Origin of the sequence: Micromonospora sp. NPDC005172 (assembly GCF_040608555.1) — a bacterium.
In the GTDB taxonomy this organism is placed as follows: Bacteria; Actinomycetota; Actinomycetes; order Mycobacteriales; family Micromonosporaceae; genus Micromonospora.
In genome coordinates this window covers 12419-26826 of record NZ_JBEXIL010000054.1, presented here as the reverse complement: position 1 = coordinate 26826, position 14408 = coordinate 12419, and the positions used below count along the sequence as shown (strand labels likewise).

Annotated in this window: 15 protein-coding genes and 1 pseudogene; 12 read left to right on the top strand and 4 right to left on the bottom strand. The window is 71.1% G+C overall.

Translation table 11 applies throughout. From position 1 onward, the window contains the following. The first annotated feature begins 57 nt into the window (after positions 1 to 57). Both ABZV06_RS27085 and ABZV06_RS27080 read left to right on the top strand, forming a co-directional pair. Positions 58 to 414 carry a hypothetical protein gene (locus ABZV06_RS27085; RefSeq protein ID WP_355624994.1) on the top strand — a complete coding sequence of 119 codons (357 nt, stop codon included), beginning with the start codon at positions 58 to 60 and terminating at the stop codon, positions 412 to 414. After that, positions 411 to 851 carry a MerR family transcriptional regulator gene (locus tag ABZV06_RS27080; protein WP_355624992.1) on the top strand — a complete coding sequence of 147 codons (441 nt, stop codon included), beginning with the start codon at positions 411 to 413 and terminating at the stop codon, positions 849 to 851. The genes ABZV06_RS27085 and ABZV06_RS27080 overlap by 4 nt, the downstream gene beginning before the upstream one ends. Before the next feature lie 53 nt (positions 852 to 904). Here ABZV06_RS27080 and ABZV06_RS27075 read toward each other — a convergent pair whose 3' ends face one another. Together ABZV06_RS27075 and ABZV06_RS27070 are read right to left on the bottom strand one after the other, a co-directional pair. Beyond that, the gene (locus ABZV06_RS27075; RefSeq protein WP_355624990.1) at positions 905 to 2863 is read right to left on the bottom strand and encodes a TIM-barrel domain-containing protein; all 1959 of its coding nucleotides are present in this window, start codon (positions 2861 to 2863) and stop codon (positions 905 to 907) included. Positions 2864 to 2930: 67 nt separating this feature from the next. Beyond that, positions 2931 to 3392, bottom strand: a pseudogene (locus ABZV06_RS27070) (carbohydrate-binding protein); the annotation flags it as partial. A gap of 527 nt (positions 3393 to 3919) precedes the next feature. On the opposite strand from ABZV06_RS27070, the gene ABZV06_RS27065 reads away from it, so the two are divergent. Continuing rightward, entirely contained in the window at positions 3920 to 4093 is a 174-nt protein-coding gene (locus ABZV06_RS27065; RefSeq protein WP_355241397.1) for a hypothetical protein, read from the top strand. Between the two features lie 67 nt (positions 4094 to 4160). Here ABZV06_RS27065 and ABZV06_RS27060 read toward each other — a convergent pair whose 3' ends face one another. Then, positions 4161 to 5090, bottom strand: a complete 930-nt coding sequence (locus tag ABZV06_RS27060; RefSeq protein ID WP_355624988.1) for an expansin EXLX1 family cellulose-binding protein — start codon at positions 5088 to 5090, stop codon at positions 4161 to 4163. A 136-nt stretch (positions 5091 to 5226) separates the two neighbouring features. Between ABZV06_RS27060 and ABZV06_RS27055 the strand changes: the two genes are divergently transcribed. The 6 genes from ABZV06_RS27055 (at position 5227) to ABZV06_RS27030 (ending at position 11129) form a co-directional block, all read left to right on the top strand. After that, positions 5227 to 6777, top strand: coding sequence for an FAD-dependent monooxygenase (locus ABZV06_RS27055; protein ID WP_355624986.1), 1551 nt, complete (start codon positions 5227 to 5229; stop codon positions 6775 to 6777). Position 6778: 1 nt separating this feature from the next. Beyond that, complete coding sequence (locus ABZV06_RS27050; protein WP_355624984.1) at positions 6779 to 7456, top strand: haloacid dehalogenase-like hydrolase; 678 nt, start codon at positions 6779 to 6781, stop codon at positions 7454 to 7456. Positions 7457 to 7674: 218 nt separating this feature from the next. After that, on the top strand, positions 7675 to 8901 hold the full coding sequence (locus tag ABZV06_RS27045; RefSeq protein ID WP_355624982.1) for an epoxide hydrolase family protein: 1227 nt from the start codon (positions 7675 to 7677) through the stop codon (positions 8899 to 8901). Further along, entirely contained in the window at positions 8902 to 9843 is a 942-nt protein-coding gene (locus tag ABZV06_RS27040) for a redoxin family protein (RefSeq protein WP_355241409.1), read from the top strand. 35 nt (positions 9844 to 9878) lie between these two features. Next, positions 9879 to 10175: a GNAT family N-acetyltransferase gene (locus ABZV06_RS27035; protein WP_355624980.1), complete on the top strand. Its 297-nt coding sequence runs from the start codon at positions 9879 to 9881 to the stop codon at positions 10173 to 10175. An 87-nt stretch (positions 10176 to 10262) separates the two neighbouring features. Next, the gene (locus tag ABZV06_RS27030; protein WP_355241414.1) at positions 10263 to 11129 is read left to right on the top strand and encodes an AraC family transcriptional regulator; all 867 of its coding nucleotides are present in this window, start codon (positions 10263 to 10265) and stop codon (positions 11127 to 11129) included. A gap of 3 nt (positions 11130 to 11132) precedes the next feature. Here ABZV06_RS27030 and ABZV06_RS27025 read toward each other — a convergent pair whose 3' ends face one another. Beyond that, positions 11133 to 11630 (bottom strand): NUDIX domain-containing protein, encoded by a 498-nt coding sequence (locus ABZV06_RS27025; protein WP_355241417.1) that lies wholly within the window; start codon positions 11628 to 11630, stop codon positions 11133 to 11135. 184 nt (positions 11631 to 11814) lie between these two features. Between ABZV06_RS27025 and ABZV06_RS27020 the strand changes: the two genes are divergently transcribed. The 3 genes from ABZV06_RS27020 to ABZV06_RS27010 all read left to right on the top strand — a co-directional run bounded on the left by ABZV06_RS27020 (position 11815) and on the right by ABZV06_RS27010 (position 14389). Beyond that, positions 11815 to 12018, top strand: a complete 204-nt coding sequence (locus tag ABZV06_RS27020; protein ID WP_355624978.1) for a hypothetical protein — start codon at positions 11815 to 11817, stop codon at positions 12016 to 12018. An 82-nt stretch (positions 12019 to 12100) separates the two neighbouring features. Further along, the gene (locus tag ABZV06_RS27015; RefSeq protein ID WP_355624976.1) at positions 12101 to 12895 is read left to right on the top strand and encodes a histone; all 795 of its coding nucleotides are present in this window, start codon (positions 12101 to 12103) and stop codon (positions 12893 to 12895) included. 63 nt (positions 12896 to 12958) lie between these two features. Continuing rightward, a complete protein-coding gene (locus tag ABZV06_RS27010; protein WP_355241424.1) occupies positions 12959 to 14389 on the top strand; it encodes an RNB domain-containing ribonuclease in 1431 nt (476 codons plus the stop codon). The last annotated feature ends 19 nt before the right edge of the window (positions 14390 to 14408 follow it).

Below are 14408 nucleotides of genomic sequence, written 5' to 3'. Positions count from 1 at the left end.
GAGGCAGTGCCGTCGGGCTTGCATCTGGTACCCGGGTACAGGCTTACCGTCGACGGTATGAGTGATCGCCACGTCACGACGGACGAGGCCTGGGTGCCGGATGCCTGCAACCTCCCGACGGCCGAACGGCCGCTGCGGCTCGCCGAGTTCGATCGGTTCTTCACCACCGCGGTACGAGGCGTCGACCGACTGTCGGCGCGGCATCTGCGGTTGCGAGTCGACGGTGCCGCCCGGGTCGAGGAGTTGGCGCGGGACCTGACGGCCCGAGAGTCGTCCTGCTGCGCGTTCTTCACCTTCGACTTCTCGCGGCCGGACCCCGACTCGCTCTTTCTGGACGTCCGGGTGCCGGCGGCCCACGTCGACGTGCTCGACGCCCTGGCCGAGCGGGCCGTGTTTTCGGGGAGCCAGAGTTGACCGGGTCGCGCCTGCGCAGCGGTCAACTGGCCGACGCGGCAGGGGTCAACCAGCAGACCCTGCGCTACTACGAGCGCCGGGGACTGCTCGACTCGCCGCCGCGTTCGCCGGGCGGGCACCGGCTCTACCCGGCCGAGACGGTCGCCCTGCTGCGAGTCATCAAGACCGCGCAACGCCTGGGCTTCACCCTCGACGAGGTGGCCGACCTGCTCGACGCCGGCAAACACCAGCACCGGGGCCGGTCCGATACCGGCCTCCAGGCGCGTGCGCGGGAGAAGCTTGTCGAGATCGAGCAGAGGTTGGCGGACCTGATGGTCATCCGCGACACGTTGCGGGACGCCATCTCGGCCGGCTGTGACGACCTGGTCACCTGCGCCGGAAGCCCCTGCTGCCCGCTGCCCTTCGCCGAACTCGCGGAGCAACGTCACACCAACTGACGAACCGGCCGGGTGGGTCACCCCACCCGGCCGGCGTCCTGATCTCTGAAACGTCAGTGCTTCTTGAACACCGGCATGGTGTCCAGCGTGGTGGTGATGTTCTGCGTGGTGCCGCCCCGGTACGTCTTCCCGGTGAAGATGTCCGTCCAGTTGTCGCCCGGCGGGAACCACACCGACGTGGTGGCGGTGTCGCCGGGCGTCGTCACCGGTGCCACCAGGTAGTCCGGGCCGTAGAGGTACTCCGAGCCGGCGGTGGCGTACGCGGCCTGCTCGTTCGGGTACGCCAGGTACATCGAGCGGACGATGGGCGTACCCGTGCGGGTCGCCTCCTTGGCGGCGGCGTAGGTGTACGGCTGTAGTTCCTTACGCAGGTTGAGGAACTTCTTGGCCGACGCGTTGGCTGCCGGGCCGTACTGCCAGGGCAGCCGGTCGCTGTGGTTGGAGTGCAGCCGGTCGATGGGCTGGAACGTGCCGAACTGCACCCACCGGGCGTACAGGTCGTCGGGGAGCTTGGTGCTGCCCGGTTCGCTGCCCGGCTCCCGCAGGCCGCCGGTGTGCCCGCCGATGTCGTGGCTGACGGCGGCGAGCCCGGTCGCGGCCGACTCGCCCGGCGTGTAGCCGACCTCCATCTGCAGCGTCGCCCAGTCACTGGTGGTGTCGCCGGTGAAGTGCAGCGTGGTGCGCTTGTCGGCCCACGGGCCGGTCGACACCGGGGTCGGGCTGCCGTAGCCGCCGGCCTGCAACGACCCGTAGGCCCGGGAGAAGGCGAAGCCGGTCTTGTCGGCGTACTGCTGGTTGATCCACGCGTCGGCGGTCACCCCGGCGAGCGAGGACTTCGTGTTGTCGCAGCACCAGTCCAGCCACCACAGGTCCGGGCCCTTGCTGCCCTTCGGGATCATCGCGTCGTGGAGCTGTAGGTACGCCTTGAGCTGGTCCGGGTCGCCGAAGTCGAAGGCGTAGCAGTCGGGACCGCCGTTGCAGCCGACGCGCTGGAGCTTGCCCTTCGCGGTGGCCTGCGCCTGGGCGAACTTCGGGTCCGAGCCGAGGATGCTCGGGTGGATGTTGATGCCGGTATGCAGGCCCTGCTTCTTCGCCCAGTCGAAGAACGCCTTCGGGTCGGGAATGCGGGTGGGGTCGATGCTCCAGCCGTTCCACTTGTCCGGCGCCTTGATGTCGGTGTCAAGGACAAGAACATCCAGGGGTACGCCTTCGGCCTTCGCCCGGGCCACCAGGTTCTGGAACTCGATGGCGGTGCGGTCGTAGTACTCGGAGTACCACACCCCGTACGCCCACTCGGGTAGCAGCTTCGTGGGGCCGGTCAGGGTCGACAGGTCCGCCAGGCCGCGGGTGAAGTCCTGCCCGTACGCGAAGACGTAGCCGTCCTGTTCGGGCGCGGGCCGGGGCTTGGTGGTGCGCAGGGCCGATGCCGAGTCGTCGAGCAGGTACCAGCCATCCTGGTAGAGCAGGCCCGGGGCGGTGAGCGCGGAACCGGTCACGCCGTCCAGGCCCCGGCGGTAGCCGCCGAGCGGCGCGTGCGGGGCGAGCAGCGGGGAGGCCTTGCCCGTGACGGCGACCGTGTCGACGTTGACGTTGCAGCTGGCGTCGGTAGGGCAGCCCAGCGTCACGGTGGTGGTGCCCCGATCGAGGTGGACCGGGACGGAGACGGTGTTCCAGTAGTCCCACCCGCTGGTCGGTGGCAGGGTCGCCGTGACCGGTGCCGCTGTTCCCGCCGTCACCGACATGGTGCGCGTCTGGCTCGGCTGGGCGCCGGCCTGCCCGTTGGCGTAGCGGATCTGCACCTGGTAGTCGCCCGCCGCGGGTACCTCCGTGACGGTGAGCGCGACGGCGGCGCTGGTGCTCTCCAGGCCGGCCAGGAATCCCGTACCCGAAGCGCCGTTGTGGTCGTTCGCGGGCCGTGCGCCGCCGATGAGCGCGCCGGTCTCGGCCTCCCCCGGCGTGCCGAACCGTAGGGGCTGCGGCGGGGGAGGTGGCCGGCGCGGGGAACGGGTCACCCGGGTTGACCACGGCGAGGCTGTCGATGTTCACGTTGCCGGAGTCGTCGGCACCTCGTACGACGCTGATTTCGTGCCGGCCGGCGGTGAGGTCGACCGGCACGCTGGCCGTGCCCCAGGTGTCCCAGTTGGTGGTGGGCGGCAGCGTCAGCGTGTGGCCGCCGTCGCCGTCGACCTGAACCGTGAGGGTGCGGTCCACGTTCTGGCCGTCGCCCCCGGTGCTGTTGGCGTAGCGGACGGCGAGTTGCTTCGTGCCGCCCTCCGGGGCGTCGAGCGCGAAGGTGACCGAGTCGCCGGACGACGAGAAGCCGGCGGCAAACCCGCGCCCGGTGTATCCCTGGTGGTCGGTGGCCACGCCGGGCCCGTTCAGTTGCAGCGACTCGGCCTCGCAGAGCGCGCCGAACTCGCAGGCCGGAGCGGTGTGGCCGGCCCAGGGCTGGCCCTGCACGTTCTGCTTGCCGGCCTTGAGCCGCACGGTCAGGTTGTCGGCGGTGAACGCGCCCGAGCCGACCTGGTAGCGCAGCGTCATCGCGCCGGTGTCGATGGTGAGCCAGCCGTGCTCGACGTGCTTCGTGAAACGCGTACGGGGGAAGTCGTCGCGCCCGATGGCGTTGAACGTGGCGGCGTCGGTGAACCGGCCGTCCTTCTGGTACTCGGTGCGGATCAGGGTCGGGGACAGCACCTCGAAGCGTGCGTTGCCCGACCGTACGGCCCCGTCCTGCGCCTGGTGGTGGCTGGCCTGCGCTGGGCCGGCCGGGGCGAGCGCCAGCCCCGTGACGAGAATGCCGGCCGCAGCGGCTGCTGTCGCACGGCGGTGCGGTGAGTTCCGATAGAGCAAGATGCGCTCCTCGTCTCATATGGAGGAAATGAGTCGATGACAACGCTGTCACTAGCCCGAAACGTCTGTCAACGAGCTCGGAGAGTTTCTCTTCTCTCCTTCGCGGGCCCGACCACCAGGCTGGACCTGTGCGTCCTCGCCGGCGCAGGTTGCGGCTGACGACGGCACATCGCCCCTGACCGGTTTGCCGCAGCCGGCGCGCGGGGATGGTCTGACGCATGTCTTTCTGGAGTCGGTTGAAGCAGAGGCGTCACGAGCAGATCGAGCAGCGGCGTCAGGAGGCCATGGCCAAGGCGATGGCCCGTGGCGCCACCCCGGAAGAGGTGGTGGCCGCCGGAGAACGCGCCGCTCGCGGAAACAACGCCGCCGTGCTGGGGGCGATCAGCACCTGATTCGCCGCCGGCCCACGCCCAGGCCGCCTGGCGCGGGTCAGCAGCGTGCGACCAGCGCTGGCGCGGGTCAGCAGCGTGCGACCAGCGGGGCCGCGCCGGCCAGGGCCTCGACAGTCGCCGTCGGAGCGGCTGCCTCGGCCGGCGTCGGCGAGAGCGAAGGCGAGGGCGACGGCGGGAGCGACGGCGACGGCGTGGCGGCCGCGCTGGGCTCAGGGGCGACGAGGGAGGCCGTGGTGCGCTGGACCTGCTTCGGCGTCATGCGGATGCCCGTGGCGGTGCTCCGGTGGCCGTACACGTCGGTGACCCTGATGGTGTACGGGCCGGGGCCGATCCCGTCCTCGACGGTCCAGTAGTTGTCGACCTGGCGGGCAGTCGTGCGGAAACCGCCGGTCGGTCCCTTCGCCTCGACCGAGCGCAGCGGGTTGCCGTGGTTGCCGACCTGCACCGCGAACCAGTATTGCGACGCACCGCCCTTGATCCGGAAGGTGAGGCCGCCGTCGAGTGACGGGTCGACCACCGCCCGGTACGTCACGCGGGCGATGCCCTGCGACCGGTCGGCGATCCGGGTGAACGCCTCGTCGGAGAGGTCGATCTTGCTGCTGCCGCACCCGCCGCACTGGTCCATGACCATCACCCGGACCGTGCCCTTCGAGCCGGTGACGTCCAGGTAGCTGCCGCAGGCGGCAGCGTTGCCGTACTGGGAGGAGCCGAGGGCCACGTAGAGCCGGTCTGCGGGCGGACCCGGGAATGAGCAGGTGCCACCCGAGCGGCCCGCGTCGTAGAAGCTCGCCATTGCCCTGTGGACCGTGTTGCCGCTCGGTGGCGCGGCGCAGGCCGGTGCGGCACCGCCACGGACGGCGAGGGTGACGCCGAGGACGGCGGCCAGGGCGGCAACCCCGACACCGGCGAACCAGTGCTGGCCGCGCCGAGTCAGCCGAAATCTTCTGTTCGTCCCGTCGGGGGCGTTCTGTTCGATTCCGGTGCCGCTTACCCTCACGGCGGCTGATGCTGCCGTACCCGGATGCCGCAGCGCAAAGCGGTGCGGGCGGTAGTTGACGGACGCTTTACGTACTTGCGCTGGTCACCAGCGAAAGTCGTCAGAGCGTCAAGAGGTCGGCCCTACAGTCGGTGTCGTGACTGACCTTGTGCCGGACCCGGCTGTTCTGGTGGTAGGGGCGGGGCCGACAGGCCTCACTCTGGCGTGCGAGCTGGCTCGGCGCGACATACCGGTTCGGATCATCGAGGCGGCTGCCGAGCCCCGCGCTGGTTCTCGGGGCAAAGGTATGCAACCACGAACCCTGGAGGTACTCGACGATCTCGGCCTTGCTGCTGCGGCTGTCGCCAATGGGCGTTTTCGAATGCTGTTGCGCAAGTACCTGCCGAACGGCGAGACGATCACCCACGAGGTGCTCGCCAACGCCGCCGAGCCCAGCGCGGCGACGCCGTACACGAGGCCCTTGATGATCGCGCAGTACCGCACCGAGGCGCTGTTGCGAACCCGGCTGGCCGAGTTCGGGGTGCAGGTGGAGCAGAACACCCGACTGCTGCGGTTCAGTCAGGACGAGGCGGGCGTGTCCGCCTGGCTCGACGCGGACGGTGCAGAAGCCGAGGTCCGCGTCGCCTACCTGGTCGGCTGCGACGGTGGCTCCAGCCTCGTCCGCAAGCAGAGTGGCATCGCCTTCGTCGGTGAGACGGACGAGGACTCCCGGTGGCTGGTGGCCGACGTCGAGCTCGCCGGGTTGGACCGTGACTTCTGGTACCAGTGGATACACGCGTCGGGCGCCGGTCTCGCCCTGTGCCCGCTGCCCGGCATCAATGCGTTCCAGCTGCAGACCGCTGTGCCGGCGGACAGTGCCACCACGCTGTCCACCGACGCGATGCAGGCGTTGATCAGCGACATCAGCGGCCGCGCCGACATCCTGATCCAGCACGTACGGTGGCAGTCGATCTGGCGGGCCAACGCGCGGTTGGCCGAGCGTTACCGGGTCGGGCGGATCTTCCTGGCCGGCGATGCCGCCCACGTGCACACTCCGGCCGGTGCACAGGGGATGAACACCGGCATCCAGGACGCGTACAACCTTGGCTGGAAACTGGCCCACGCCGTGTCCGGCGCACCCGACGCGCTGCTCGACACGTATCAGGAGGAACGCCAGCCGGTCGCCCTCGACGTACTGGGTCTCTCCGCGAAGATGTTCGGCGGTGGGCTCGCCACCGTGCTACCGAAGGACGGTCAGCAGCAGTCCGTCACTCAGCTCGGCGTCCGGTACCCGACGAGCTCGCTCAGCGAACTCCACGGCGAGGTGGCGGCCGGCGTGCTCACCGCCGGGGATCGGGCACCCGGCGGCATGCTCGTGGCGGCGAACGGTGACGCGGTGCGGTTGTTCGACCTCTTCCGCGGCACGCACGTCACCGCCCTGGCCTTCGGGGCCGGCAGCGCCGAGGTCGCCGGCAGGTTGGTCGAGCGCTTCCCGGAGCACGTGCGCGCGTACCGCGTTCTTGGCGCAGGGCAGGCGGCCGACGGTCGGTACACCGACCCCACCGGTGACGTCTTCGCCAACTACGACGCCACCGACGGCACCCTCGTTCTCGTCCGACCCGACGGTTACGTCGGCGTCCGCGCCACCGACCCGGACGAGGACCGGATCGTCAGCTACCTGCGCCGGCTCGTTCCCGCACACCGCTGAGATGGCTCCGGAGCAGGAGGGCACCGCCCCGACCGTCGACACCGTCATCTTCGACCTCGACGGTGTACTGCTGCGCGGGGACGCGTTCGGGCTCTTTCTGCGGCGCGTCGCCTTCGCGGGCGCCCGACTGCCGCTGGCCGTTGTCCTGCTCGTCCTCCTCGCGCCCATGATGATCATCCCGGCCTCGCGCGTGCGGGCGGCGCGGTGGATGAGTCGGATCGGCCTGTGGGGTTGTGGCGCGGAGCAGTTGCGGGCCGAGCTCGGGCGGTTCGGCACCGACCTCGGTGCAGAGCCAGGGCGCGTCATCGCGCCCGCCCTGGCGATGATCCGTACCCACCTCGCGGCGGGGGACCGCGTCGTCGTGGCGACCGCCTGCGAGCACACCCTCGCGCGTGCGGTGCTCGACGTGATCGGTCTCGCCGAGGTCGAACTCGTGGCCTCGCACATCAACGGCCCGAGGTTGATCGTGCACAACCACGGGGCGACGAAGATGGTGCAACTGGCCGCCCACCAGGTGACGCCGCCCTGGCGGGTGGCCTACAGCGACTCGCTGTCCGATCTGCCCATTCTCGCCGCAGCGGAGCAGGCGGTGCTGGTCAACGCGAACGCGCGTCAGGTGGCCCGGGCGCGGCAGGTGCTCGGCGCCCGACTGACCACCGTGACCTGGACGGCTGGCTAGGAACCGACCCATGGCCCGCGCCGGTTGGGGACACGTTGATCGCGGCGGCGACGACCGCACGCGACTGCTCGTATCGCCACGGACCCGGTCGACGGCGCTCTAGGCTCCGAGATATGGCGGCGGCGTGCCCTTCTCCACGGTGGCGCGCAGGTCCGGGCAGTGCCCGCACCGCATGATTCCCCTCGCGAGGCGCGAACTCAGACAGGGAGGAAGCACGTATGGCGGTCAAGACGAAGACACGGCCGGGCACCACGGAGATCCGTCCGTTCACGGTGGAAATTCCCCAGGCGGACCTCGACGACCTGAAGCGGCGGATCGCGGCCACCCGGTGGCCGGACAAGGAGATCGTGGACGACCAGTCGCAGGGTGTGCCGCTCGCGACCATCCAGGCCGTCGCGCGTTACTGGGAGAACGAGTACGACTGGCGCAAGGTCGAAGCGCGGCTGAACGCCGTACCGCAGTTCATGACCACCATCGACGGGGTGGACATCCACTTCATCCACGTGCGTTCCCAGCACGAGGACGCGATGCCGCTGATCGTCACGCACGGGTGGCCCGGTTCGGTGATCGAACAGATGAAGATCATCGAGCCGCTCACCGACCCGACCGCGCACGGCGCGAGCGCGTCGGACGCCTTCCACCTGGTGATCCCGTCGCTGCCCGGGCACGGCTTCTCCGGCAAGCCCACCTCGACGGGCTGGAACCCGCAGAAGATCGCCACTGCCTGGACCGAGCTGATGACGCGTCTCGGCTACGACCGGTTCGTCGCCCAGGGCGGTGACTGGGGAGCGGTGGTCGTGGACCAGATGGGCGTGCAGGCCCCGCCGCAGTTGCTCGGCATCCACACCAACATGCCGGGCGCGGTCCCGCCCGAGATCGACCTGCTGTTCCAGGGCGACACCACCGGCGCGAACAACGCCATGGGATCGCTGCCCTCGGGCCTGTCCGACGACGAGATGCGCGCGGCCACCGAGCTGGACTACGTCTGGAAGCACGTCGCGTACGCCCTGATGATGGCGACGCGTCCGCAGACGCTCACCGCGTTGGCGGACTCTCCGGTCGGCCTGGCGTCGTTCCTGCTCGACCACGACGCGAAGAGCCTCGCCCTGATCGCGCAGGTCTTCGAGGGTGCCCAGGCGGGCCTGACCCGCGACGACATCCTGGACAACATCTCGCTCTACTGGCTGACGAACACCGCGGTCTCCGCGTCCCGCCTGTACGCGGAGAACAAGCTCTCGTTCTTCGCCACCAAGGGTGTCAACGTTCCGGTCGCCGTGAGCGTCTTCCCCGACGAGCTGTACGAGGCGCCGCAGAGTTGGGCGGAGCAGGCGTACCCGAACCTCATCTACTACAACAAGCTCGACGTCGGCGGGCACTTCGCGGCCTGGGAGCAGCCGAAGCTGTTCTCCGAGGAACTGCGGACCGCCTTCCGGTCGCTGCGCTAGATGGCCGTGCATGTGCCGCCGCTCGGCGGGGCGGTCGAGTGGCTCAACTCCGAGCCGCTCGGCCCCGCCGAGCTGCGCGGTCGCGTCGTACTCGTAAACTTCTGGACGCTGACCTGCATCAACTGGCTGCGCCAGGAGCCGTACGTCCGGGCCTGGTCGCGGGCCTACCGCGACGACGGCCTGGTCGTCGTCGGGGTGCACACCCCGGAGTTCGGTTTCGAGCACCGGATCGACTGGGTACGCGCCGCCGTCGCGGCGCGCGACATCGACTACCCGGTCGCCGTCGACAGCGACTACGTCATCTGGCGGGCCTTCGCCAACCAGTACTGGCCGGCGCTCTACGTCGTCGACGCCGACGGCGTGATCCGCGACGAGCACTTCGGTGAGGGCCGCTACGAGGAGTCCGAGCGGACCATCCAGCGTCTGCTCGGCATCGAGCGGGACCTCGTACCCGTGCGCGGGGTCGGTGTGGAGGCGGAGGCCGACTGGGACAACCTGCGGACGCCCGAGACGTACCTCGGCTTCGACCGTGGCGAACACTTCGCGTCGCCGAACGGCCCCGCGCTCGACGAACGCCGCGCCTACCAGGTGCCGCAGAGCCTCGGCCTCAACCAGTGGGCCCTCGCGGGGGAGTGGACGATCGGGTCGGAGAACGTCGTGCTGGACCGGGCCGGCGGCGGCATCGCCTTCCGGTTCCACGCCCGCGACGCGCACCTCGTGCTGGCCCCCGGGGCGGGACAGCCGATCCCGTTCCGGGTCCTGCTCGACGGTGACGCTCCCGGCCCGTCGCACGGTGTCGACGTCGACGAGGGCGGCGTCGGCGTCCTGGCCGACGGGCGCCTGTACCAGCTCGTCCGCCAGGACGGCGCGGTGCGTGAGCGGACCCTGGAGATCGTGTTCGACGAGCCGGGCGCCGAGGCGTACGCCTTCACCTTCGGGTAGGCCGGGATGCCCCACCGGCGATAGTCTCGACCGCTGTGACCGACGTGCTGGCCCGGGTCCAGGGCTACGACGACGCCGTACACGCGGCCCTGCCGACGTACCCCTTCTGGTATCTCGGCGTCCTGGGCACCCACCCGGACAGCGCCGGACGCGGCTGGGGTCGCGCGGTCATGCGAGCCGGGTTGGCGCGTGCGGCGGCCGACGGCCTGCCGGCCATCCTGGAGACCAGCAAGCCGGCGAACGTCAAGCTGTACCGCCGCGTCGGCTGGGAGGTGGTCGGCTCGCTGGCGGAGCCGGTACCCACCTGGATCATGCAGCAACCGCGCCGCTGACGTACCCGACCGATGCGGGCACCGGATGTCGGGTGGGCCTCCTGCCCTGCCGCCTAGCGTTGCTGCTCGTAAGGGAAGGAGGTCCGGGTGCTGGAGCGGCTCAACGAGGCGATGGCGCACATCGAGCGGCACCTCGATCAGCAGATCGAGGTGACCGACCTGGCACGGATCGCGCTCACGTCGGAGTACCACTTCCGGCGGCTGTTCTCCGCGCTGGCCGGTATGCCGCTGTCGGAGTACATCCGCCGACGTCGGCTCACCGTCGCGGGCGCGGACGTACTGGCGGGGGAGCGGACGCTGCTCGACGTCGCGGTGCGCTACGGCTACGGATCGGCCGAGGCGTTCGCCCGGGCGTTCCACGCCGTACACGGCGTGGGGCCCGGAGAGGCCCGGCGTACGGGGGCGGCGCTGCGCGCCCAGCCCCGGATGTCCTTCCGACTCACCGTGCAAGGGAGCGGCAGCATGGAGTACCGGATCGTCAGCAAGGACGCGTTCGCGCTGGTGGGGCGCAAGGCTCGTGTCCCGCTGGTGCACGAGGGGATGAACCCGGCGATCGTCGCGTTCATCAGGAGCATCGACAAGGAGACGACAGCTCGGATCGAGGCGCTCTCCGACCAGGAGCCGGCCGGGATCGTCAACGTCAGCGACAACCTCGCCGACAGCCGCGCCGAGGGCAGCGAACTGGACTACTGGCACGGGGTGGTCACCGGTACGACGCCACCGGACGACCTGGACGCGCTGCCCGTGCAGGCCGGAACGTGGGCGGTGTTCACCACCTCGGGCGCGTTCCCGCAGGCGGTGCAGTTCCTCTGGCGGGACGTGTTCACCCAGTGGTTTCCGTCGAACCCGTACCGCAGCCGGCCCGGACCGGAGATCTCCCGGGTGCGGGTGTCCGCGGACGGGACCACGGCGGACGCCGAGTTGTGGATCCCCGTCGAGCGGGTCGCGGCCTGAGAGTCAGTCGGGTACGTCGTCCCAGCCGGTGCCCGGTGGCAGGTGACCGGCCGACGGGTTGTCGCGCAGCGCGTAGGCGATGACCAGCAGCGCGTGCCGGTCCAACGCGGGCAGCCGGTCCAGCGGGAACCACCGCACGTCCAGCGACTCGTCGTCGTTGACCCGCGCGGTGCCGGACACCACCCGGCAGACGAAGCCCAGGTTCAGGTACTCGCAACGGTCACCGTTGGGATAGGTGTGCGGGTGGGAGACGGCACTGGTCAAACGCAGCGGCGTCACGTCCAGGCCGGTCTCCTCCCGCACCTCCCGGACCAGCGCGGTGGCCGGCTGCTCGCCCGGCTCGACGAAGCCGCTGATCACCGACCAGCGTCCGTCGTCCGAGCGTTGGCCGAGCAGCAGCTCGCCGTCGTCGTTGCGGATGACCGCGCTGACGCTGGGCAGCCACAGCAGGTCGTGGCCGACGTGCCTGCGCATCCGCACGATGTAGTCCGGTACCGCCATCGGGCGATCATAGGCCGCACGTCCCGCCTCGCCCGACCCCGGGCTTCCGCGCGTCCAGTGCCCCCACCTGCACTTCTTTCGGCGTTTTCGCCCGCGCCGCGGCAAGCGTCTCTACTGTGGAGAGGGTTCGGCGACTTGCGTGATCCGGTGGCGGTCGGCCGGTTCGCGGTGCACAGTGTTTCCCATGAGCGACAGCGGACGTAGTGGGCAGTTCTACTGGTGCACCCGACACCACCGGGTCGAGACGGACACCGACGTGTGCCCGGCGAAGCACGTCCTCGGCCCGTACGACTCGGCGGCCGACGCGGAGAACGCCCTGCAGCGAGTGCAGGAGCGGAACGAGGCGTGGGAGGCCGAGGACGCGCGTTGGACCGGGGAGGACAGGTAGACGGCGCGGGACGGCCCGCGTCGCGGTAGTTCGTGCTCCGCGAGGACGCACGCGAGAGCACGTCCCCAAGGAGGGAACGACGATGGCCGTTACCCAGCAGGCCACCACACGCCCGGCTGCCCGTAAGACCACCGCGAAGAAGACCGCCGCGGCGGAGCGCGGCACGTCGGCGAGCCGGACCACCCCCGTGCGCAAGTCCACCGCCGCCGCCACGGCCCCGGCCCGCAAGGCGGCCGGCGGCGCGGGGCGGGCCCCGGCGAAGAAGACCACCACGACGGCCAAGAAGGCCCCGGCGAAGAAGACCACGACCACGACCAGCGCGGCGGCGAAGAAGGCCCCGGCCAGGACCTCGACCGCCGCCCGCAGCACGACCGCCGCCACGAAGCGGACCCCGGCCGCCGCGACGCGCAAGAGCACCACCGCCGCGACCAGGACGACGGGTACGGCCAGGAAGACGACAGGCGCCGCCAGGAAGACCACCAGCGCGGCGAAGAAGACCACGGCGTCGGCCGCGAAGAGGGCCACCGCCGCCGCGAAGGCGCCCGCCCGCAAGGTGGCGACCAAGGCGTCCACCGTGAAGAAGACGGCCGCCAAGAAGGCCCCGGCGAAGAAGACGACGGCCAAGAAGGCCCCCGCCAAGAAGGCCCCGGCGAAGAAGGCCACGTCCACCCGTCCGAGCGGCGGCGTCCGCACGGCGGCGGCGAAGAAGGCGCCGGCCGCGAAGGTGACCGCCACCTCGTCGACCACCGCGCGCAAGGCCGCGGCGAAGAAGACGACTGCCAAGAAGACCACCGCGGCCAAGGCGCCGGCCCGCAAGGTGACCGCGCGGGCCACCACCACACGGGGTACGGGCACCGCCCGCAAGGCGACCGGCTGAACGGGCCGACCCACCGGCCGGTCACGGGAAGCGGATCACCGGCGGCGCTGTCAGGATTGATCCGTGGTCATCCGACGCGTACTCGCTCCCCGCATCGACTTCGGCGCGCTGCGCCGCGAGCTCGGCCTGCCCGAGGGTTTTCCGGCCGCCGCCCAGCTGGAGGCCGACGCGGCGGCGGCCGCGCCGCCGCGGCCGTCCGTCGACCGCACCGACATACCGTTCGTCACTGTCGACCCGGCCACCTCCCGTGACCTGGATCAGGCGATGCACCTGGCCCGCCGGCCGGGCGGGGGCTACCGCGTGCGGTACGCCATCGCGGACGTCGCCGCCCACGTCCCGCCGGGCGGCGCGCTCGAGGAGGAGACCTGGCGGCGCGGGCAGACGGTCTACCTGCCCGACGGCAACGTGCCTCTGCACCCGGTGACGCTCAGCGAGGGCGCGGCCAGCCTGCTGCCCGACGACGACCGCGCCGCCGTGGTGTGGACCATCGACCTGGACGCCGACGGCGGCACGGTGGCCGTCGAGCTGGAGCGCGCTCTGGTGCGCAGTCGGGCCAAGCTCGACTACGTCGGGGTGCAGGCGGCCGCCGACGCCGGTCGGCTGCCCGAGCCGATCGCGCTGCTGCCCGAGATCGGCGACCGGCTGACCGCCCGCGGACTGCGCCGGGGGGCGATCAACCTGCCACTGCCCGAGCAGGACGTGGAGCCCGACGGCGACGGGTGGCGGCTGGTGCTGCGCGGGCCGGCTCCGATGGAGGAGCACAACGCCCAGATCTCGCTGCTGACCGGAATGGCGGCCGCCGACCTCATGCTGGCTGGCGGGATCGGCCTGCTGCGGACGATGCCTCCGCCGAAGCCGGACGCGGTGCAACGCCTGCGGGCCGCCGCCGCGCCGCTGGGCGTGCGCTGGCCGGACGGCATGAGCCCCGGCGAGGTGATCGCCGCCCTGGACGCCGCGCAGCCGCGTTCCGCCGCGTTCATCGACCAGGCGGCCGAGCTGATGCGCGGCGCCGCGTACACCGCCTTCGACGGCAGTCGACCGGAGCAGCCGGAGCACGGCGGGGTGGCGGCCGCGTACGCCCACGTCACGGCCCCGCTGCGACGCCTCGCCGACCGGTACGCCACCGAGGTCTGCCTGGCCCTGCACACGGGCCGGGAGGTGCCCGACTGGGCGCGCTCGGCGCTGCCCCGGCTGCCCGAGGTGATGGCCAGCACCGACCGCGTCGCCTCGGCGGCCAGCCGGGGTGCTGTCGAGCTGACCGAGGCGGTACTCCTGGAACACCGTGTGGGGGAGACCTTCGACGCGGCGGTGCTCGACGTCGACGCCCCTCCCAACGGCAAGTCCCGGCCGCGCCCGCCAGGTGGAACGGTGGCGCTGGACGCCCCGCCGGTCCGCAGTCGCTGCCTCGGAGAACTGCCCCTCGGCGAACGGGTCCGGGTCCGTCTGGTCACCGCCGACCCGGCCGCACGTACGGTGCTGTTCGAGCTGGCCTGAGTCGCCGCCGAGCGGTTTG

Coding starts and splice junctions, on each gene's coding strand:
- ABZV06_RS27085 (WP_355624994.1), top strand. CDS start 58: ATGAGTGATCGCCACGTCACGACGGACGAGGCCTGGGTGCCGGATGCC.
- ABZV06_RS27065 (WP_355241397.1), top strand. CDS start 3,920: ATGTCTTTCTGGAGTCGGTTGAAGCAGAGGCGTCACGAGCAGATCGAG.
- ABZV06_RS27050 (WP_355624984.1), top strand. CDS start 6,779: ATGGCTCCGGAGCAGGAGGGCACCGCCCCGACCGTCGACACCGTCATC.
- ABZV06_RS27045 (WP_355624982.1), top strand. CDS start 7,675: ATGGCGGTCAAGACGAAGACACGGCCGGGCACCACGGAGATCCGTCCG.
- ABZV06_RS27040 (WP_355241409.1), top strand. CDS start 8,902: ATGGCCGTGCATGTGCCGCCGCTCGGCGGGGCGGTCGAGTGGCTCAAC.
- ABZV06_RS27025 (WP_355241417.1), bottom strand. CDS start 11,630: ATGGCGGTACCGGACTACATCGTGCGGATGCGCAGGCACGTCGGCCAC.
- ABZV06_RS27020 (WP_355624978.1), top strand. CDS start 11,815: ATGAGCGACAGCGGACGTAGTGGGCAGTTCTACTGGTGCACCCGACAC.
- ABZV06_RS27015 (WP_355624976.1), top strand. CDS start 12,101: ATGGCCGTTACCCAGCAGGCCACCACACGCCCGGCTGCCCGTAAGACC.